At 67.9% G+C, this 19,485-nt stretch carries 15 protein-coding genes; 7 read left to right on the top strand and 8 right to left on the bottom strand.

The window, feature by feature from the left end; translation table 11 throughout:
- Positions 1–490: 490 nt before the first annotated feature.
- The 3 genes from H7F53_RS00350 to H7F53_RS00340 are packed head-to-tail and all read right to left on the bottom strand — an operon-like array spanning position 491 to position 2,764.
- Positions 491–1,243 carry an IclR family transcriptional regulator gene (locus tag H7F53_RS00350; protein WP_185677482.1) on the bottom strand — a complete coding sequence of 251 codons (753 nt, stop codon included), beginning with the start codon at positions 1,241–1,243 and terminating at the stop codon, positions 491–493.
- Between the two features lie 10 nt (positions 1,244–1,253).
- Positions 1,254–1,643 (bottom strand): nuclear transport factor 2 family protein, encoded by a 390-nt coding sequence (locus H7F53_RS00345; RefSeq protein ID WP_185677481.1) that lies wholly within the window; start codon positions 1,641–1,643, stop codon positions 1,254–1,256.
- Entirely contained in the window at positions 1,640–2,764 is a 1,125-nt protein-coding gene (locus tag H7F53_RS00340; RefSeq protein ID WP_185677480.1) for a cobalamin-independent methionine synthase II family protein, read from the bottom strand. The genes H7F53_RS00345 and H7F53_RS00340 overlap by 4 nt, the downstream gene beginning before the upstream one ends.
- Positions 2,765–2,995: 231 nt before the next feature.
- Between H7F53_RS00340 and H7F53_RS00335 the strand changes: the two genes are divergently transcribed.
- The 6 genes from H7F53_RS00335 to H7F53_RS00310 all read left to right on the top strand — a co-directional run bounded on the left by H7F53_RS00335 (position 2,996) and on the right by H7F53_RS00310 (position 11,945).
- Positions 2,996–3,685, top strand: a complete 690-nt coding sequence (locus H7F53_RS00335; protein WP_185677479.1) for a DUF1349 domain-containing protein — start codon at positions 2,996–2,998, stop codon at positions 3,683–3,685.
- A gap of 109 nt (positions 3,686–3,794) precedes the next feature.
- Positions 3,795–5,285: a serine hydrolase domain-containing protein gene (locus tag H7F53_RS00330; RefSeq protein ID WP_185677478.1), complete on the top strand. Its 1,491-nt coding sequence runs from the start codon at positions 3,795–3,797 to the stop codon at positions 5,283–5,285.
- A 195-nt stretch (positions 5,286–5,480) separates the two neighbouring features.
- Positions 5,481–7,910: a TonB-dependent receptor domain-containing protein gene (locus H7F53_RS00325; RefSeq protein WP_185677477.1), complete on the top strand. Its 2,430-nt coding sequence runs from the start codon at positions 5,481–5,483 to the stop codon at positions 7,908–7,910.
- 357 nt (positions 7,911–8,267) lie between these two features.
- On the top strand, positions 8,268–9,716 hold the full coding sequence (gene xylB, locus H7F53_RS00320; RefSeq protein WP_185677476.1) for a xylulokinase: 1,449 nt from the start codon (positions 8,268–8,270) through the stop codon (positions 9,714–9,716).
- A 6-nt stretch (positions 9,717–9,722) separates the two neighbouring features.
- Positions 9,723–11,030: a xylose isomerase gene (gene xylA / locus H7F53_RS00315; protein WP_185677475.1), complete on the top strand. Its 1,308-nt coding sequence runs from the start codon at positions 9,723–9,725 to the stop codon at positions 11,028–11,030.
- 168 nt (positions 11,031–11,198) lie between these two features.
- Positions 11,199–11,945: a FadR/GntR family transcriptional regulator gene (locus H7F53_RS00310; protein WP_246438367.1), complete on the top strand. Its 747-nt coding sequence runs from the start codon at positions 11,199–11,201 to the stop codon at positions 11,943–11,945.
- A 184-nt stretch (positions 11,946–12,129) separates the two neighbouring features.
- Here the strand turns inward: H7F53_RS00310 and H7F53_RS00305 are convergent, their stop codons facing one another.
- Complete coding sequence (locus H7F53_RS00305) at positions 12,130–13,725, bottom strand: alpha-N-arabinofuranosidase (protein ID WP_246438366.1); 1,596 nt, start codon at positions 13,723–13,725, stop codon at positions 12,130–12,132.
- 58 nt (positions 13,726–13,783) lie between these two features.
- The gene (locus H7F53_RS00300; RefSeq protein ID WP_185677473.1) at positions 13,784–15,199 is read right to left on the bottom strand and encodes a sugar porter family MFS transporter; all 1,416 of its coding nucleotides are present in this window, start codon (positions 15,197–15,199) and stop codon (positions 13,784–13,786) included.
- 227 nt (positions 15,200–15,426) lie between these two features.
- Between H7F53_RS00300 and H7F53_RS00295 the strand changes: the two genes are divergently transcribed.
- The gene (locus tag H7F53_RS00295) at positions 15,427–16,479 is read left to right on the top strand and encodes a LacI family DNA-binding transcriptional regulator (protein ID WP_185677472.1); all 1,053 of its coding nucleotides are present in this window, start codon (positions 15,427–15,429) and stop codon (positions 16,477–16,479) included.
- A gap of 20 nt (positions 16,480–16,499) precedes the next feature.
- On the opposite strand, the gene H7F53_RS00290 is transcribed toward H7F53_RS00295, so the two are convergent.
- The 3 genes from H7F53_RS00290 to H7F53_RS00280 all read right to left on the bottom strand — a co-directional run bounded on the left by H7F53_RS00290 (position 16,500) and on the right by H7F53_RS00280 (position 19,350).
- Positions 16,500–17,399, bottom strand: a complete 900-nt coding sequence (locus H7F53_RS00290) for an SMP-30/gluconolactonase/LRE family protein (RefSeq protein WP_185677471.1) — start codon at positions 17,397–17,399, stop codon at positions 16,500–16,502.
- A complete protein-coding gene (gene xylB / locus H7F53_RS00285; protein ID WP_185677794.1) occupies positions 17,396–18,154 on the bottom strand; it encodes a D-xylose 1-dehydrogenase in 759 nt (252 codons plus the stop codon). Before xylB (H7F53_RS00285) ends, H7F53_RS00290 begins: the two co-directional genes overlap by 4 nt.
- Positions 18,155–18,225: 71 nt before the next feature.
- Positions 18,226–19,350: a fumarylacetoacetate hydrolase family protein gene (locus H7F53_RS00280; RefSeq protein ID WP_185677470.1), complete on the bottom strand. Its 1,125-nt coding sequence runs from the start codon at positions 19,348–19,350 to the stop codon at positions 18,226–18,228.
- Between the last annotated feature and the right edge of the window lie 135 nt (positions 19,351–19,485).

Raw genomic sequence — 19,485 nt, 5'->3', positions numbered from 1 at the left:
AGATTCTCCCAAAACTGTATGCTTGAACAACAATTGAAGCGTGTTGATTGGCGGGCGATGGGCGCCGCGCCTGCAGGCAAGCCGGCGGTACCGGAACGGCCACGGCAGATGCCCAGCCCGACCCAGCCCATGCCCCGCCCTAACCCATGCCCCGCCCCGCGGCCGGAGCATGGCGGCGGACCGCTAATCCAAGTTCAACCGGAATCCTGTGTGCCTGCGGTCATATCCATCTCCCATGGCGGGCCAGCGGTCCGGACGATCTGTCGCGCCTCTTCGGTCTGGCTCAGCTTCCCATACATGAAGGTTTCACGGATGTGTATCCCTAGCATACAAATTTTCGTACTGTTGCGGGGATGTCACCAGCCCTCACGGAGGGCCGGCGGACGACCGGGTATCCCAAGCGGGGCCGGGGCCCTGGCCACGGCGGCACCGCGCCGGGTGCAGGCTTCGGCCCGGAGCACCGGGCGGGACAGCGGTGGGCCGCCTCGGCTCAGGCCGCGGAAAATGTGGCAGCGGCGCGCTGCAGCTGCGCGACAATGCGATCGCGCATCGCGTCGGTGAAGCGCGAGGTCGGGGCAGCGACCCCCAGCGCGCCGACCACCTCACCCTCGCGCCGCAGGGCCACGCCCACTCCCGAAATGCCGGGCGTATACTCGTCACGCGTAAAGGCCACCCCGGCCTTGCGGATCTCGGCGATTTCACGGCGCAGTGCGGCTTCGTCGGTGACCGTGTTCGCCGTGAACCGGGCCAGCTCGAGCTCACCCAGGAGCGCATCGAGTCGCGCATCGTCCAACGCGGCCAGCATGGCCTTGCCCCCCGCCAGGCAGTGGAACGGTGTGCGCGTGCCGGGCTCGATCGCATAGCGCAGCGGCTGGCTCGACATCTCGGTCAGGACGGTTTCGATCTCGTGTCCCCGAGGCAGGAACAGCGAGGCGGTTTCGTTGAGTTGCTGGACCAGCCCGCGCACCAGCGGACGGGCCTGATCCACCACCGAAACGGCGCCGGCCGGGCGGCGCAACCGGTCCAACCCTGCACCGGGTCCGTATCGGCGACCATCCCGCCGCAGGTAATCCCGCTCGACCAGGGTCGCGAGGAGATAGGACAGACTGCTGACCGGGATCGCCAGCGCGACCGCAATGTCCTGGGCGACCACGCCGCCCGGTTGGGCTACCACGAACTCCAGCAGGTCAAGCGTGCGCAACGCCGACTTGACCCCAGCCTGTGTCCCCGATCTGGACGCCATCGCCGCTCTTTCAGTAGGCGAGCGAACCTCGCCGTTCAGCAAATCGCCATGCCGGCCCTATCTTGACGAAGCGATCATGGAAAGAGCCGACCAGCGGCGGCTGGCCTTCGACGAACAGTCCGATTGCACAAGTTCCCCGCGCAAGCTGCGCGCTTTCGACGGTGATGACGACATTGCTGCACAAATGACGGCCGCGCCGCGGTGGCCGGGCGCGCAGGGCGGCGAGGATGGCGGCGCGGCCGACAATCCAGTCCTCCGGCGCGCTCGGCCGCGCAAAGCGCGCATCCTCGGCATAGAGGCCGGCCACGCCATCCCAATCGCCGCAGTCGTTGAGGTTGGCATAGTCGGCCACCAGCCGCGCGCAGGCCTGTTCGGCCAGCAATCGCTCGAGCTCGGTCACAAGCGCGCCGCCGCGAGGTCGGCCCCGGCCCGCAAGGCCCGCAGCTTCTTCCAGGTGACCGCGGGATCGATCTTGCCATAGCCGGCGAAGGTGCCAAAGCCACAGTCGGTGCTGGCGATCACCCGATCGGCCCCCACGATCCCGGCGAAGCGCGCGATCCGCTGCGCGATCAGTTCGGGATGCTCGACATAGTTCGAACAGGTATCGATCAGCCCCGGAGCGAGGATCTTGTCGTCCGCGATGCCGGCATCGCGCCACACGGTCCATTCGTGCTCGTGCCGGGGGTTTGCGGCCTCGAACAGGATTGTCGCGGGTCGGGCCCGCAGGACCGTGGCGATGATCTTCTCCAGCGCGATGTCGTGGTCGTGCGGCCCTTCGTAGTTGCCCCAGCAGATGTGCATCCGCATCCGCTCCGGCGGAATCCCTGCGGTTGCCGCATTGAGCGCCTCGACGTTGGCGGCGATGGTGCGCAGGAAGTCGGCCTCGCTCTGGTCCTGATAGCCGGTGTGGCGTGACATCGCGAGATCGGGGCAATCCAGCTGCAGCTCGAACCCGGCTGCCACGATCGCCTCGTACTCGGGGCGCATGGCCGCGACGATATCGGCAAGATAGGCCTCATGGGTGGGATAGTGGCGGTTGACCTGAAACGCCGTGATCAGCCCCGGCGAAGCCGCATTCATGAAGGCCCGCTGCGCCGGGCCATGGCGGTCGAGCGCGGCGCGCAACCGCCGGATGTCCTCGTGCAAGGGGGCCAGCGTGCGCAGTCGCACCGGGCCGATGCAAGAGGCCCGGGTGAACTCCTGGCTGCCCATGATCGCGGACAGCTTGCGGGCGAGATCGGGATGGGCCGCAAGGTCAGCGGCCGGGCGCCGCTCGACATGGCCGCCAAACCCTTCCAGCCGCTCGATCATGTAGGTCGAGTAACCGACCTTGCCGAGCTCCCCGTCGCTGATCACAGTCACGCCGGCGGCGATCTGTTCGGCGACGGCTGTGTCGACGGCGGCGCCGACCACCGCATCGAATTGCGCCGCATCATAAGGCTCGCCCTTGTCGCGGGCCAGCAACAGCGGGGTCAGGACATCGCCGCGGGGCAGGCTGCCAACGTGGGTGGTGGCGATCATGGCAGGCTCTCCGTTGTTGGTCGGGTGATCGGGCAGGTCCGGCCCCCACCCGGCCATGACGGTGGTGACAAACCGCCTGGCTCCCCGCCGTTCGCTTGTGTGAACGTTTCGTATATATGAAGCCAGTTCCGGCACACCTGTCAACCGGGATGAGTGCAGACCAGGCCCGGCGGCGTTGCTCTTGCCTCTCAGCCCCTCCATAATGCCGTGCGCAGAGCGGGAGAGTCCGAAATGTCCCTGGTCCGTTGGGTGGTTGGTGGTTGTGCGGCGTTGGCCGCACCCTGCGTCCTGCTCGCCGAGCCAGCCGCCGGGACGTCCGCACCGGTCGTGGTGGCTGGCCTGGCGTTCGACCGGGCGCTCAACGGCGCCACTGCCGCACCGGGGTCCGGCCGCGACCGGCTGGTGATCGAGAGCGGCGAGAAGACCGACTTTTTCCGCGAGACCGACGGCGTGACCAGTTATGGCAACGCCCCGGTGCTGCTGACCGGGATCGACAACACGCGGCCCTTCACCTTCACCACCCGCGTCACCCCCGATCTCGCCCAGACCTACGACGCCGGCGCGCTCTATCTGTGGTCGGATGAAGCGACCTGGCTGAAGTTCGCCTTCGAGCGCGACGAGAACGGCCGCTCGCGGATCGTTACCGTGCGCACCCGCGGGACGTCGGACGACAACAACCACGATGTGCTCGCGGCGCGGTCGGCATTCCTCCGGGTCTCGTCCGACACGCGCTCGCTCGGCTTCTACTATTCCGGCGATGGCCGCACCTGGCAGCTGGTCCGCGTTTTCCGCAATGACTATCCCGCCCGTCTGTGGCTGGGGCTCAGCGCACAATCGCCGCTCGGCCGGGGCAACCGGGCGGTGTTCAGCTCGCTACGGCTCACCGGACAGAGTGTGGCCGATTTCCGCAAGGGCGAGTGACGGCGGCAACGGTACACCGGCGACATGCCCGAGCACCCATTCCGGCCGCGTTGACAGGCCGGACGGCGGTCCTTTACGCCGGGGTCACTTCATCCGGCAGGGGAACGCCATGATCGTCCGTACCGCGCTTTTCGGGCTTGCCGTGCTGTTGCTGGCAGGGCGCGCGCCGGCCGAGACCCCCGCTGCCGCGAGCCTCGCCGAAGTCGACCGGATCTTCGCCGACTGGCGGCTGTCGGCCCATGTTCCGGGGCTGGTCTACGGGGTCGTGGCGGAGGGCCGGCTGGTCCACGTGCGCGCGCTGGGAGTGCAGGACACCGTCAGCCAGACCCCCGTCACGGCCGACAGCCTGTTTCGCATTGCCTCGATGTCGAAGGCATTCACGGCCCTGGCCATCCTGAAGCTGCGCGATGATGGCAAGCTCTCGCTCGATACCCCGGCCGAGCGCTACATCCCGCAGATGAAGGGCTGGCGTTATCCAACCAGCGACAGCCCGAAAATCACCGTGCGCCATCTGCTGACCCACACCGCCGGCTTCGTCGAGGACAACCCCTGGGGCGACCGCCAGCAGGTCATGGCGGAGACCGACTTCACCCGCCTGATCACCGCCGGGCCGGCGTTTGCCCGACCGCCGGGGCTAGCGATGGAGTATTCCAATCTCGGCTATGCGCTCCTGGGGCGGATCATTACCAATGTCTCGGGCAAGCCCTATCAGGACTACATCCGGGGCGAACTGATGCAGCCGCTCGGGCTGCGCGACACCGGTTACGATATCTTCGCCTCGCCCCCCGCGCGCCGCGCGTTGGGCTATCGCTGGCAGGACAGCCAGTGGGTGCGCGAGCCCGACATGCAGGACGGCGCCTTCGGCGCGATGGGTGGCGTGGAGACCAGCGCCACCGACTATGCGCGCTGGGTGGCCTTTCTCCTGTCGGCCTGGCCGGCCCGCGATGGCCCCGAAACAGGCCCGGTACGCCGTGCAACCGTGCGCGAGATCGCCACAGGCAGCAACTTTGCCGCAGGAACGCTGCGCCCTGTGGCGGCGGGCGGCGCGTCCTGCCGCCGCGCGGTGGCCTATGCCATGGGCTGGAGCGCAATCGACGATTGCGACCTCGGGATGATGCTGTCCCATGCCGGCGGCTATCCCGGCTACGGATCGATTGCCTTGCTGTTGCCCCAGCGCGGCGTCGGGATCTTCGCTTTTGCCAGCCGGACCTACGCCGGCCCGGGTTTGCCGGCGACCCGGGCCCTGCTGGCCCTGCAACGGGCCGGCCAGATCGATGCCGCCAGGCCCGCGGGCGATACCGGGCTCGCGCAGGCCTATGCAGCCGCTAAAGCGGTCTGGCACAGGGCCGACATCACGGCCGCGCCGCTGGCGAACAACATGCTGCTGGACCGGGATGCGGCGCGCTGGCGCCGGCTGGTCGAGACGCTGAAGGCCGAGGTCGGCACCTGTGCGGCCGATGAGCCGCTCCAGCCGCTCTCGCTGATGGAGGGGCGGTTCACCTGGAACTGCGAGCACGGACGGATCGCCGGCCGCGTGCAGCGCTCACCGAACCCGACCGTTGAAATCCAGGCCCTGGAGTTCGGTCCGGCCGACCCCTGACCCGCAGCGCTTGCGGGCGGCAAGCCCGTGACCACGGTGAATATCAACGGTTAAGTAAACCTTCGAGGGCGGGATAAACCGCCGCTTATGCCCGCTTCGCTATCCGGCCCGCTCCATTCATCTCAGAGGGCCACAATGAAGCCTATTTACACAGGGTTGCTGTCGCGCGCATCGCTTGCTGTCATCGGATTGTCCATGCTTCCGGCCACCGCCGCCGCCGAGGAATCCCGGCCGCTCACCGCCTTCGAGGCCAGCCGGACGGTCGACGAAGACGACACCGTCACCACCGGCGTGGCGCGCGGTCGGGACCGCCTGAGCAGCGCGACCTCGACAAGTGCGATCAAGGAAAACGAGATCATCCGTCTGGCTCCGCGCTCGCTCGCCGAACTGTTCCGCAACATCCCGGGCATCCGCGTGGAGGCAGCCGCCGGCGAGGCGCAGAACAACTACACGGTGCGCGGTCTGCCGATGGTCAACGGCGCCAGCAAGTACATCCAGATCCAGGAGGATGGGCTCCCGGTCATGGAGTTCGGCGATCTGATGCGCCTCACTCCCGACCTGTTCATCCGTGCCGACTTCAATGTCGCCCAGGTCGAATCGATCCGCGGCGGTTCGGCCTCGACTTTCGCCTCCAACGCTCCCGGCGGGGTGATCAACCTCATCTCCAAGACCGGTGAGGTCGAGGGCGGGTCGATCATGGTCACCAGCGGCATCGACTTCGAGACCATCCGGAGCGACTTCGATTTCGGCGGGCAGCTTGGCGGCGGCTGGCGTTTCCACATCGGCGGCTTCTACCGCGAGGGCGAAGGCGTGCGCACCACCGGTTTCAAGGCGATGCGCGGCGGCCAGCTCAAGATGAATGTCACCCGCCAGTTCGAGAACGGCTATATCCGCTTTCACGCCAAGATTCTGGACGACCGCGTTCCGACCTTCACCGGCACCCCGCTGCTGGTGACCGGGACCAACGACAACCCCGTCTTTGCGGACCCGGCCGGGCTCAACAGCCGCACCGCTTCGCTGCTGTCGCCGAACCTGCCCACGGTGCTCACGCTCAACTCGGCCGGCGCAGTCCGGACCCGCGACTTTGTCGACGGGGTCGAGGTCAAGGCCCTGGCGCTGGGCTTCGAGGGACAGTTCAGCCTCGGCGAATGGTCCATCACCAACCGCTTCCGCTTCGCCGACCAGTCGACCCGGAACACCACACTGGTGCCTTCGGCCGCTGCGCCCGCAGCCCTGTTCGCGACCCGGTTCGGCGGAGCCGGCGCCGTGTTCCGCTATGCCGCCGGTACCCTTGCCGGGCAACCGTTCAACACTGCCAGCGGCAACGGCCTTGTGGCTTTGTCGTTCTTCTCGGACAACGACGCACCCGACGTCAGCAACATGACCAACGACCTGCGCATCAGCCGGGTCTGGAAGGTCGGCGGGGGCAACCTCACCACCACCGCGGGACTGTACCGGTCGAGCCAGAAGTTCGTCTCGGAGATCGGTTTCGCCACGTTCTTCCAGGATGTGGTAGGCGGCGGCCAGGCGGTCCCGCTCAACCTGTTCACCGCCGCCGGGACCGCGGTCACCGAGGGCGGCTACCGCAATTTCGGCGGCCCCGGCGCAGCGGGCAACATCCGCGACAACAACGTGACCTACCAGACCACGGCGCCGTTCGCCTCGGTCAACTTCGCCAAGGGCAAGATTGCGCTCGGGGCCTCGGTCCGCTGGGACAACAGCCGCGCCAGCGGCAAAATCATGAACGACCGCGCCGTGCGGCAGTTCGACATCAATGCCGATGGCGTGATCTCGGCCCCCGAACGGCTGGTGTCGTTCGTTCCGGTCGGCGTCACCCAGCCGGTCAACTACCGGCATGACTACCTGTCCTACTCGGTCAGCGTGAACTACCGCGTCGCCGAGCCGTTCGCGCTGTTCGCCCGCTACAGCCTCGGCGCCCGCGCGGCGGCCGACAAGATCCTGTTCACCGCCGCGATGAGCCCGACCACCGGCGCGCTGCTCAATCCCGGCGCCGGCGACGACAGCGTGCGCCAGGCTGAGATCGGCCTGAAGTACCGTCACGAAGGTCTGACCCTCAACCTCACCGGGTTCCATGCCAAGACCGACGACACCAACTCGCAGATCAGCACGAACCCGGTCACCGGCCAGCTCGAGCTGAACTCGGTGACGCGGACCTACGAGGCCTATGGGCTCGAGTTCGAGGGCGGACTGCGGCGCGGGCCCTTCAGCGTGATGGCCCACGCGACCTACACCAAGGCCGAGATCATCCGCGCCGAGAACCCGGCCCTGGTCGGCAACATCGGACGTAACCAGCCGCACCTGCTCTATGGGCTGACCCCGCAGTACGATACCGACCGCTTCACGTTCGGGGCCAATGTCATCGGCACCACCGGCAGCTTCTCGCAGGACGTGAACCAGCTGCGGATGCCGGGCTACACCACGGTCGGACTGTTCGCGCAGTTCCGCCCGAAGGAGCGGCTCGAGCTGGGCCTCAATGCCAACAACGTGTTCAACACGCGTGCCATCACGGGCATCTCCGAGGGGACCCTGCCCACCTCCGGAGTGGTGATGGCCCGGCCTCTCTTCGGTCGCACGCTGTCGGCATCCGCGCGCGTCTTCTTCTGATCGGGCCAGGCGGCCCGCACCTGTCAGGTCGCACCGACAGCTCCAAGCCTGAACCCGGGACGCCGCAGGGCGGTCCCGGGTTCACTTTTGCCGTCGACCCCGCCGATCGGTCCAGCGAAGACGTCCGCAATCTTGCCTTATTAGAATTTTTATTTTAGATTGCGGCGCAAGATAGGTAACGCTATCATAACCTGAACTGTGTGGTTTGACGCCTGTCTGTTGCCAGGCGCGGCCAACCGGTGGGAGGATTTCGGGGGATGACCACAAGACCACCAACCTGCCCGGCATCACGCCCGCTCAACAGGCAGACGTCCGGGGCTGCGATCGATCCCTGGCAGCCGCGCAAGTAGCCCGGCGATGTTTCTCGGCATCGATGTCGGAACCAGCTGCGTCAAGGCGGTCGTCTGTGCCGCTGACGGCACGGTCACGGCACAGCACAGCGCCGAACTGACCGTGTCGCGGCCCCGGCCGCTCTGGTCGGAACAGGACCCCGGCGACTGGGTCGCGGCCGCGCACAGGGCCGTGCTCGGGCTCGATCCCGCCTTGCGCCGGGAGGTTCGCGGGATCGGACTGGCCGGGCAGATGCACGGGGCCACATTGCTCGGGTCGGATGACCGGCCGCTGCGCCCGGCGATCCTGTGGAACGATGGCCGCAGCTTCGCCGAATGCACCGCACTCGAGGCGGCCGAACCGCGGCTGCGGGCGATTACCGGCAATCTCGCCATGCCGGGCTTCACGGCGCCCAAGCTGGCCTGGGTCCGTCAGCACGAGCCCGATGTCTTCGCCGCGACCCGGGCCGTGCTGCTGCCCAAGGACTACGTTCGCCTGGCCCTCACGGGCGAGAAAGCCAGCGACCTGTCGGATGCGGCCGGCACCCTGTGGCTCGACGTCGGCAAGCGCTGCTGGTCCGAGGTCATGCTGGCCGCGACAGGGCTGACAGCCAGCCACATGCCGCGCCTCTACGAGGGGCCCGACATCACCGGCACCCTGCGCGAGGACGTGGCCCGATCCTGGGGGATGGAGCGTGTCCCGGTGGCAGCCGGTGCGGGCGACAATGCCGCTGGCGCGCTGGGGGTGGGCGTGCTGGGCGAAGGCCAGGGCATGCTCTCGCTCGGCACCTCGGGGGTGATCTTCGTCGCCACCGGGGCGTTCCGGCCAAACCCGGCACGGGCGGTCCACGCCTTCTGCCACGCCCTGCCCGGCACCTGGCACCAGATGAGCGTGCACCTGTCCGCCGCCTCCTGCATCGACTGGGCGGCCAAGGCCTGCAACGTCCCGGGTCCGGCGGAGTTCTTCGCCCTGGCCGAGCAGGCTGGTGCTTCCGGCGGAGGCGAGCTGTTTCTGCCCTACCTGTCGGGCGAGCGCACCCCGCACAACGATCCGCACATCCGCGCGGCCTTCGTCGGGCTCGGCAACGAAAGCTCGACCGCGCGGATGGCCGCCGCCGTGCTCGAGGGCGTGGCCTTCGCCCATGCCGACGGGGTCGATGCGCTGCGCGATGCCGGCACGGCAATCACCGAACTGGCGGTGATCGGCGGCGGCTCGCGCTCGGCGCACTGGGGGCGGATCCTTGCCAGCGTGCTCGACGTCCGGCTCGTCTACCTGCACGGGGGCGAGGTCGGCCCGGCGCTCGGCGCGGCCCGGCTCGCCCAGATCGCGGTGACAGGCGCCAGCGCGGCCGAGGTCTGCACGCGCCCGCCCGTCCGCGCCGCCATCGCCCCCGACCCCGCTCTCGCCGCCCGGCTTGCGCCCAAGCGCGACCGGTTCCGCCGCGCCTACCAGGCGCTCAGCGCCATCACGGAGTAACCCGCCATGTCCGCCGCCTATTTCGCCGAGTTCGAGACCGTCCGCTACGAAGGCCCCGACAGCCCGAACGACCTTGCCTACCGCTGGTACGACAAGGACCGCGTGGTGTTCGGCAAGCGCATGGAGGACTATCTGCGCTTCGCGGTGTGCATGTGGCACACCTTCTGCTGGCCGGGCAGCGACGTGTTCGGCGCCGGGACCTTCAACCGCCCCTGGCTGGTCGGACCCCAGGACGAGGCGGCGGCCCGCGCCAAGCGCGAGGCGGCACTGGCTTTCGTCGAGAAGCTCGACCTGCCGTTCTATTGCTTCCACGACGTCGACGTGATGGCCCCGGCCGAGGGCATCGCGGCGTTCCGCGACAGCTTCGCCCGCGCGGTCGATCATCTGGAAGAGCTGCAGGCGCGCCATGGCCGCAAGCTGCTGTGGGGCACGGCCAACCTGTTCAGCCACCCGCGCTATCTTGCCGGTGCGGCCACCTCGCCGCGTCCCGAGGTGTTCGCCTGGGGCGCCAGCCAGGTCCGCGACGCGCTCGAGGCAACGCATCGGCTGGGCGGGGCGAACTATGTGCTATGGGGCGGCCGCGAGGGCTATGACACGCTCCTCAACACCGACCTCAAGGTGGAGCAGGAGAACTTCGGCCGCTTCCTCAGCCTGGTGGTCGAGCACAAGCACCGGATCGGGTTCCACGGCACGATCCTGATCGAGCCCAAGCCACACGAGCCGACCAAGCACCAGTACGATTTCGATACCCAGACGGTTTACGGCTTCCTCAAGCGGTTCGGGCTGGAAGACGAGGTCAAGGTCAACATCGAGGCCAACCACGCCACCTTGTCGGGCCACACCTTCGAGCACGAGATCGCCATGGCCGGGGCGCTGGGGATCTTCGGCTCGATCGACGCCAACCGCGGCGACCCGCAGAATGGCTGGGACACCGACCAGTTTCCCAACTCGGTCGAGGAGCTTACCCTGGCCTGCATCGAGATCCAGCGGGCCGGCGGCTTCACCACCGGCGGGTTCAACTTCGACGCCAAGGTGCGGCGCCAGTCGGTCGACGCGGTTGACCTGCTGCATGGCCACATCGGCGGGGTCGACGTGATCGCCCGGGCGCTGCTGCGCGCCGAGGCGATCCTCGCCGATGGCCGGATCGAAGCCTTCCGCGCCGCGCGCTATGCCGGGTGGCAGGGCGCGCTGGGTCAGACCATCGGCCGGTCGGGTCTGGCCGAAATCGCCGATCTCGCCGTGGCCGAGGGGCTCGATCCGCAGCCCGTCTCCGGCCGCCAGGAATGGCTCGAGAACTTGCTCAACCGGTTCTGAGCCGCCATCCCGGGCCTGCGACGGGCCGGCACGGGCAGTCCAGGCCACTCTGATCGGACATACCCGGCACAAATAGTCTAACCCGTTCCGTCTGGTTTTCGCGCCATGGAACCGCTGGACATTGGCGGAATTGCGCCCACATTGCGGGGAGAGTGGAAGGAGAGAGCCTTGACGGGACGGAAGCAACCGGCTGGCGGCGGTATCGACAGGTCTGACAAATCCTTGCGGCTGCATGGCAGTATCGCGCGCGACCTCGGTATCGCAATTGTCACCGGTCTCTATCCGCCCGGCCACGTGCTGAGCAGCGAGGTGGATTTCGCCGAGCGCAACAACATCTCCCGTACGGCCTACCGCGAGGCGATTCGCATCCTGGCCGCCAAGGGGCTGGTCGAGAGCCGCCCCAAGGCAGGAACCAAGATCACCGATCCATCGCGCTGGCATATCCTCGACCCCGACGTGCTGGCCTGGACCTTCGAGGGGGAGCCAAGCCCCGAAGCGATCCGCGACCTGTTCGAACTGCGCCTGATCATCGAACCGGCCGCCGCCGAGCGCGCAGCCACCCGGCGCTCCGGCGCGCAGCTGGCGCAGATGGGGCATGCGCTCGAGGAGATGGCCCGGCACACGCTGGCCTCACCGCTGGGGCAAGCGGCCGACCAGAACTTCCACACAACGCTGCTCAAGGCCACCGGCAACAACGCGCTGATCTCGCTGGCCAGCACCATCTCGGCGGCGGTGCGCTGGACCACGATCTACAAGCAGCGCAAGCGCAAGCTGCCGCGCGATCCCCTGCCCGAACATCGCCTGCTGTTCGACGCCGTGGCGGACGGCGACGGTCCGGCGGCACGGGCGGCCATGCAGCACCTGATCGAGCTTGCCCTGGCCGACATCAACCCGCAGCCCGCCGGGGCAATCTGACCGAACGCCATCCGGGCTCGCCAGGCCGTCGGTCTGGACCAGACGCGGCGAAGGACCACTGGCGCCACCCTCCGTGGCGCTCCCGTGTGCCAAAAAAGTGGCCCGGCCGGAGTTTTCGACCGGGCCACAGGGACGTGCAGCGGGTTCGGGTGGAGATGATCCCGCTGCTAGGCACGCGGTGCAATCACGGGGACAACTTGACGACCGCAACCGAACGGGCCGGAACGACGAGCGTGAGCGTCGGGCCCGAGCCCCCGGCTCGAAGCGGTCGGGGGGCGACCGCAGCCGGCATGGCAAAGCTGTTGATGCTGTCGACCCGCGGGGCGGTCAGCACCTCGCCAGCGGCGGTGCGGTAGCCCGGTACGGTCAGGCTGGTCCCGGCCTCGGGATCGATGTTGACGACTGCCAGCCAGACCTGCCCGGACTTGTCGCGCGCGGCCATCGCGTCGATTCTGGGCAAAGCGTGCGCGCCTTCGCCATAGCGCCCGGCAGCGAACCGCACCGGCATGAGCTGGGCGTCCTGGAACGGTACGTACATCCGGAAGACATGGTAGGTGGGCGTCAGGACCATCCTGCCACCGTCGGTCAGGATCATCGCCTGGAGAACGTTGATCATCTGCGCGACGTTGGCGATTTTCACGCGATCGGCATGGCGTGCGAAGATATTGAGGTTGAGGGCGGCGACGATGCCATCGCGCAGCGAGTTTTGCTGCTGCAGGAAGCCAGGGTTGCTCCCCGGGTTCGGCGCGAGCCAGACGCCCCACTCGTCCACCGCTATCGCCAGCTTCTTGCCGGGATCGTACCGGTCCATGATCGCGCTCTGGCGGGCCAGCAGCGTCTCCATGGTGAGGGCATCGGTCAGCGCGATCGCATACTCGTCATGACCGAACCCGGTCGCGGGGAGACGCGGGGGCCAGCCACCGGTGGTGTACTTGTGCAACGAGACGCCTTCGATGTCCCACGAATAGACGCGGCTCTGCCACGCCTTCATCACCTCCTCGGTGTAGTCGAGCCGGTCGCTGTCCCATCCCACCGCGATGCGTTTCATCCGACCGGTTTCGCGCTGGGCCGGGTGGAAGTTGCGGATGAAGCTGGCGAACCGCTTCATCTCTTCGACGTAGTGCCCGGCCGACATCGAACCGCCACAGCCCCAGTTCTCGTTCCCGAGGCCAAGGATCGGCACCTTCCACGGCGCCGCCCGGCCATTGGCAGCCCGTTCGCGGGCGAGCGTAGTATCCTGCTCGGCCGTCATGTATTCGAGCCACTGCGCGGCCTCGGCCGCGGTGCCCGAGCCGATGTTCACCGAGATAAACGCTTCGGCCCCGATCTGCTCGGCGAAGTCCATGAACTCATGCGTGCCGAAGGCGTTGGGTTCCGGTACGCCGCCCCAGTTGCCGTTGATCTGGATACGGCGCCTGTCGGCCGGGCCGATCCCGTCTCGCCAGTGGTACTCGTCGGCGAAGCAGCCGCCCGGCCAGCGCACGTTGGGCACCTTCAACGCCCTGAGGGCGGTGACCACGTCGGTCCTGATCCCGCGGACATTGGGGATCGGCGAATCCCTGCCAACCCAGACCCCGCCGTAGATCCCGGTACCGAGATGTTCGGCAAACTGGCCGAAGATGTGGCGATCGATCACCGGCCCCGTGGGGTCGGCGGCGATCGCCAGCTCAATCGGTTTCGGCTGGGCCAGCCCCGGCGCGCACACCATCAAGGCCGTCAGGCTCGCCCCCGCGGCCCAGGCGAGGATGCGGGATCGGGCGAGGTGGATCAACAGCTTCATCGCCGGTCCTTGGCAAGGTCAACCGCTCAGGCGCGGCCATGTATGGGGCCGCGGCACCTCAGTGCCCGCCCCAGCCCTCCATCTGCTCGAGCTCCATGCCCTTGGTCTCGGGCAGGAAGGCCCTGACGAGCCAGAAGCTGATGAAGGCGCTCACGGTGTACAGCAGGTAGGTTTCGGCCAGGCCGAGCCCGCTGGCCATCGCCGGGAAGCTCTGCACCACGGCATAGTTCGCCGCCCACTGCGCCAGCCCGCAAACCGCCAGAGCCGAGCCGCGGAGCTGGTTGGGAAACATCTCGCCAAGCATGACCCACATCACCGGGCCCCAGCTGACATTGAAGAACACCACGTAGATGTTCGCCGCGATCACCGCGATCAGGCCGAGCTGCTGGTCCATCTGCAGGGCGCCGGCGGCATCGAGGGTCCCCTGCGAAAAGGCCCAGCTCATCGTCCCGAGTGACACGGCCATGCCGGCCGAGCCCATCAGCAGCAGCGGCTTGCGACCGATCCGGTCGACCAGCGCCATGGTCACAAAACAGGCGGCGATCGAGACCAGCCCGGAGAAGATGTTCCGCTCGAGCGCAGCCTTTTCGGAGACGCCCGCCAGTCGCCACAGCGTCTCGCCATAGTAGAAGATGACGTTGATGCCGACGAACTGCTGGAACAGGGCGATGATCAGACCCGCCCAGACGACCGGCCGCAGCACCGTGCCCGGGGCCAGGACGTCGGCCAGACGAGGCCGGTGATCGACCGCGAACGAGGCGCGGATCTCGTCGACCTTGCGGGTGGCGGCCTCGACACCGAACAGGCGGGTCAGCACGGCCAGGGCCTCGCCCTCGCGGCCGCTGCTGACCAGATACCGCGGACTTTCGGGGATGAACTGCAAGGCGACCAGGAAGACGACCGCAGGAACGGCCTGGGCCAGGTACATCCAACGCCAGGCGGGGGCTCCTGCCAACTGGCCAAGCGAATCTCCGGCCGCCTGGGCAAGCAGATAATTGACCACGAAGGCCAGCGTCAGCCCGGTGATGATCATCACCTGCTGCACGCTGGTGAGCCGGCCGCGGATCGCCGCCGGAGCGACCTCGGAGATATAGGCCGGCGACAGCACGCTCGCAGCGCCGACAGCCATGCCGCCGAAAAAGCGGGCGATCACGAACAGCGCATGATTGGCGGTCAGCCCCTGGACCAGCGCGCCAGTCAGGAACAGGACTGCCGCCAGCACCATGATGCGCTTGCGGCCGAACCGGTCGGCCATCCGTCCGGCCAGAAAGGCTCCCGCAGCGCAACCCACCAGCAGCGAACCCACGGTAAAGCCCAGCCCGTTGTCGTCGAGCGCGAATGCGGCCTTGAGCCCGGCCTGGGTTCCGTTGACGGCACCACTGTCATAACCGAACAGCAGGCCGCCGATTGTCGCGACGGCGACGATAGCGCCGACAAGCGCCATGTTGACCTGGTCTTGCTGCCGTGCAGCCATCAGTCTCTCCCACCTGGTTGTTCGCGCCCCGACTGTCCCGAAGGTCTCAGAGTACGCCGGAATCATTGTCCGCCCGCAAGTCCACCGCGACTTGATAGCGCTATCTTTGTATCGCCTGGTCGCGTTGGCGCAAGCGGGAACTGCGGTTAAGTCTGCTTTATTCACAATGGCGCTTGCCAACCGCGCAAGGTGGACGCAGGAACGCGGCCAGGGGGAGAACCCGCGACATGATCGACAACCGCAGCCGCCGCCGCCAGTCAGGGCGCCCGACCGTCAATGATGTCGCGCGGTTGGCGGACTGTTCGCCGATGACGGTCAGCCGCGTGGTGAACGGCGGCGCCGGGGTTCGCGAGGAGACCCGCAAGGCGGTCGAAGCGGCGATCCGCCAGCTGAACTATTCCCCGAACCGCGCCGCGCGCACCCTCGCGGGGGCAACCCAGCTGCGTCTCGTCCTGCTCTACTCCAACCCCTCCGCGGCCTACCTCAGCGAGCTGCTGATCGGCTGCATGGACGCAGCGACGCGCCACGACGCCCATCTGATGGTCGAGCGTTGCGACCCCGAGCGGGACCAGACCAAGATGATCGCCAAGCTGACCGAGAGCGCGGTCGACGGGTTTTTGCTGCCGCCACCACTGTGCGACGATACCGCACTGCTGGCCCGGCTCCGCCGGGCTGGGGCCCATGCCGTGCTGATCGGGCCGGGCCAGGCCGAGGCCCATCACGGCGTCGTGATGATCGACGATTACCAGGCGGCTTTCGACATGACCCGCCATATCCTCGGACTGGGCCATAACCGGATCGGCTTTATCATCGGCAATCCGCAGCAATCGGCCAGCGCGCTGCGTCTAGCGGGCTTCCGCGACGCGATGGCCGAGGCGCAGGTCGAGGTCGATGCGCCCCTGGTCCGCCAGGGACAGTTCACCTACCGCTCGGGGCTCGACGCCGCGATGGAGATGCTGGCCCTCGACCGCCGGCCGACCGCGATCTTCGCCTCCAACGATGACATGGCAGCGGGATGCATCGCCGCCGCCCACCGCAACCATCTCGAAGTCCCGCGCGATCTGACGGTCTGCGGGTTCGACGATACGGCTCTGGCATCGACGATCTGGCCCGAACTGACAACCATCCGCCAGCCGATCCGGCAGATGGCCGAGACAGGGCTGCAGCTGTTGATCCAGGAGATCCGCGCCGCGCGTAACGACGAGCTGTCCCAACCCAGCCTGGCGATGCTGGACTATGAAATGGTCCGCCGCGAATCCGACGGGCCACCGCCGCGCTGACCCGACGCCGGCGGCGAGGCTCAGCTGCCGAACGAGGCCGGCGCCGTGGCGATCCCGGGAACGGAGACCGTAAAGGCGAACAGGTCGCCGGCAGCGGGCTGCGCCGCCAGCGCCGCCGCGTCGAGACCCTTGCGCGCGGTCGTCACATAGGCCCGGGTCAGGTCGGGCCCGCCGAAGGCCAGCTTGGTGACATTGGCGACCGGCAGGTTCACCCGCTCGAGCAGCTCGCCCGCCGGTGAATAGCGCGCCACGCCCCAGCCGTTCCACAGACCGGTCCAGACGCAGCCCTCGGCATCGCAGACTGGCCCGTCGGGATAGGCCTCGGGGAAGTCAAGCGCGACGTCGACGAACAGCCGGGCGGGGCCGGGGCTGCCATCCAGGGCGAGATCAGCCACCAGGATGGTCTTGCCGAGCGTGTCGGTAAAGTAGATCCGGCTGTCGTCGGGGGCGATGGCCGGGCCATTGGTGATACACAGGTCTGCCGGGCCGAAGGGTGCGATGGCCGCGCCCGCCGCACGGTAGAAGCGCCCGCTGGGCGCACTCTCGGCATCGTCCATCGAGCCGAAGTAGACCCGCCCGCGGCGGTCGACGCAGGCATCGTTGAGCCGGTTCCCGGCCGGCTCGCCGGGAATCGGGACCCGGTTTGCGCACAGGCCGGTCGCAGGATCGAACCGGTGCACCCCGTCCTTCAGCCCCGCCAGCAGCCCGCCATCGCGCGCCGGCAAGACCCAGCCGACCTGATCGGGCACGACATGGCGGCGATGTTCGCCGGTCGCCGGATCAAACCGGTGGATCGTGTGCTGCTTGATGTCGGTGAACCACAGGCAGGCGCGCTCTGGATCCCACACCGGACCCTCGCCCAGCGTGCAGGCGAGCGCCAGCGCCCGTTCGACCGGCCCGGTCACGACGCTACCGCTCATCGCCAGCCCCCATCGACCCAGTACTCATGGCCCGTGCAGAACCGCGCCTCGTCCGAAGCGAGGAACAGCGCCATGGCGGCGATGTCTGCCGGCTGCAGCCGGCCCTTGAGGCACTGCGCCGCGACGATCTCGGCCTCGCCTTCGGGGGTGTACCAACGCATCTGTCGCTCGGTCTGGACGTTGCCAGGAATGATCGTGTTGACCCGGATGTTGAATGGACCGAGCTCGCGCGCGAGGCTGCGGGTCAGGCCTTCTACCCCGGCCTTGGCGATCTGGTAAAGCGCCAGCTCGTCGAGCCCGAGATGCCACGAGATCGAGCCGAGGTTGAGGATCACCCCGCCGCCCTGCGCCTTCATCGCCGGCCAGACCGCCTGAGAGGCGAAGAACTTGTGCTTGAGGTTCACAGCCAGCCGCTCATCCCAGTAGGCCGGAGTCACGGCATCGAGCGCGTGGCGATCGTCGCTGGCGGCATTGTTGACCAGCACGTCGCACCCCCCGAGCGTCTCGACCAGTGTGGCCATGGCGCTGGTCAGACCGTCGCAGTCGGCCACGTCCTGGCGATGGAACACCGGTTCATGCGCGACCTCGCCCAGAGCGCGAACCAGCCGCTCGGCGGGTTCGGCCTGGATGTCGACGAACCCCACCCGCGCGCCCTGCTGGGCAAAGGCGGCGACGATCCCCTCGCCGATTCCGCTGGCTCCGCCCGTGATGATGACGCGCTTGCCCACAAGACTGGGATAGCTGGCCGACAGAATGGCGCTGCCGGGAACATCGGCTCCAGGCATCGCAGCGGGGTCCTGCGGCGATGGGAGTGGTGTCACGACCGTCATGCCAGATCAGCCAGACCGCGCGCGGTCAGATTGCGCATGAAGGCGCCGATGCCCTCGGTCCACGGCGGTGCGTCGCGCGAAGTGGTCACCACATTGACGAGGGCGCCAAGCCGCTCCGAGCGGATCGTGACGCGATCACCGCGCTTGTGGGTGAAGCCGCCGCCGGGTTCGTCGCGATCCTGGGTGGGCGCGAAAAGGGTGCCGCAGAACAGGACGAAGCCATCGGGATAGCTATGCTCGCTGAGAGTCTGGTGGACGAGGTCAAGCGGGTCTCGGCTGATCTCGGTCATGCGGTTCGTTCCTTCCATGCGGAAGTTGTCCTGGCCCTCGACCACCAGCTCGACCTCGGCGCTGCGGATGTCGTCGATCCCGAAACCCGCGTCAAACAGGCGGATGAAAGGCCCGATCGCGCAGGAGGCAGTATTGTCCTTGGCCTTCGACAGGAGCAGCGCGGAACGTCCCTCGATGTCGCGCAGATTGACGTCGTTGCCGAGAGTGGCACCGACCACCTCGCCGACCGGATCGACCACCAGCACGATTTCGGGTTCGGGGTTGTTCCAGCTCGAGTCAGAGCGGACCCCGATCAGGGCCCCGTAACCCACGCTGGAGAGGACCGGGGCCTTCGAAAAGACTTCGGCATCGGGACCGATCGCAACCTCGAGATACTGCGACCACATGCCCTCGGCGATCAGCGCCTGCTTGAGCGCCAGGGCCTCGGCACTCCCCGGGACCACGGCGCGGATCCCGGCACCGATGGTGGCTTCAAGCTGGCCGCGCAGCGTCGCAGCGGCGGCGGCATCGCCACGGGCGCGCTCTTCGATCACACGCTCGATGGCGCTGACCGCGAAGGTCACGCCGCAGGCCTTCACGCACTGCAGGTCGATCGGCGAGAGCAGAGTCCAGCCGTCAGGCAGCCCCTGCTCGATCGGGCCAAGGACCGACCCACCTGCCAGCGCACGCCGCGCCAGGGCGCCGGACACGGTGCTGGCCACCGCGGTGATATCGCGGATCTCGCCGCCGACAAGGACGATCACGTGAGGCCCGTCGGGGGCCTGCGCGCGGCCGACGAACGTTCCGTTCCCGTAGTCACGAGGAAGGCAAGCCGTCAGGCCCACACCCATATCCGCATCCCCCAAGGCCCTTTGATTGATAGCGCTAACGTAGGGATGTATCCCCCAGAGATCAAGCCTGCGCGGCGGTGAAACTGTCGCCATGGAACATCGTCGTGCCTGTCCCCGGGGGTGGACTGGCGCCGG

Source organism: Novosphingobium piscinae (assembly GCF_014230355.1).
Classification (GTDB): domain Bacteria; phylum Pseudomonadota; class Alphaproteobacteria; order Sphingomonadales; family Sphingomonadaceae; genus Novosphingobium; species Novosphingobium piscinae.
This window is presented reverse-complemented; position numbering and strand designations above follow the sequence as displayed.

Excerpts from the sequence above, each read along its gene's own strand:
- H7F53_RS00290 (WP_185677471.1), bottom strand. The coding sequence starts at position 17,399 with ATGAGCGGTAGCGTCGTGACCGGGCCGGTCGAACGGGCGCTGGCGCTC.
- H7F53_RS00350 (WP_185677482.1), bottom strand. The coding sequence starts at position 1,243 with ATGGCGTCCAGATCGGGGACACAGGCTGGGGTCAAGTCGGCGTTGCGC.
- H7F53_RS00330 (WP_185677478.1), top strand. The coding sequence starts at position 3,795 with ATGATCGTCCGTACCGCGCTTTTCGGGCTTGCCGTGCTGTTGCTGGCA.
- xylB (WP_185677476.1), top strand. The coding sequence starts at position 8,268 with ATGTTTCTCGGCATCGATGTCGGAACCAGCTGCGTCAAGGCGGTCGTC.
- xylA (WP_185677475.1), top strand. The coding sequence starts at position 9,723 with ATGTCCGCCGCCTATTTCGCCGAGTTCGAGACCGTCCGCTACGAAGGC.
- H7F53_RS00300 (WP_185677473.1), bottom strand. The coding sequence starts at position 15,199 with ATGGCTGCACGGCAGCAAGACCAGGTCAACATGGCGCTTGTCGGCGCT.
- H7F53_RS00305 (WP_246438366.1), bottom strand. The coding sequence starts at position 13,725 with ATGAAGCTGTTGATCCACCTCGCCCGATCCCGCATCCTCGCCTGGGCC.
- H7F53_RS00280 (WP_185677470.1), bottom strand. The coding sequence starts at position 19,350 with ATGGGTGTGGGCCTGACGGCTTGCCTTCCTCGTGACTACGGGAACGGA.
- H7F53_RS00295 (WP_185677472.1), top strand. The coding sequence starts at position 15,427 with ATGATCGACAACCGCAGCCGCCGCCGCCAGTCAGGGCGCCCGACCGTC.
- H7F53_RS00340 (WP_185677480.1), bottom strand. The coding sequence starts at position 2,764 with ATGATCGCCACCACCCACGTTGGCAGCCTGCCCCGCGGCGATGTCCTG.
- H7F53_RS00335 (WP_185677479.1), top strand. The coding sequence starts at position 2,996 with ATGTCCCTGGTCCGTTGGGTGGTTGGTGGTTGTGCGGCGTTGGCCGCA.
- H7F53_RS00325 (WP_185677477.1), top strand. The coding sequence starts at position 5,481 with ATGCTTCCGGCCACCGCCGCCGCCGAGGAATCCCGGCCGCTCACCGCC.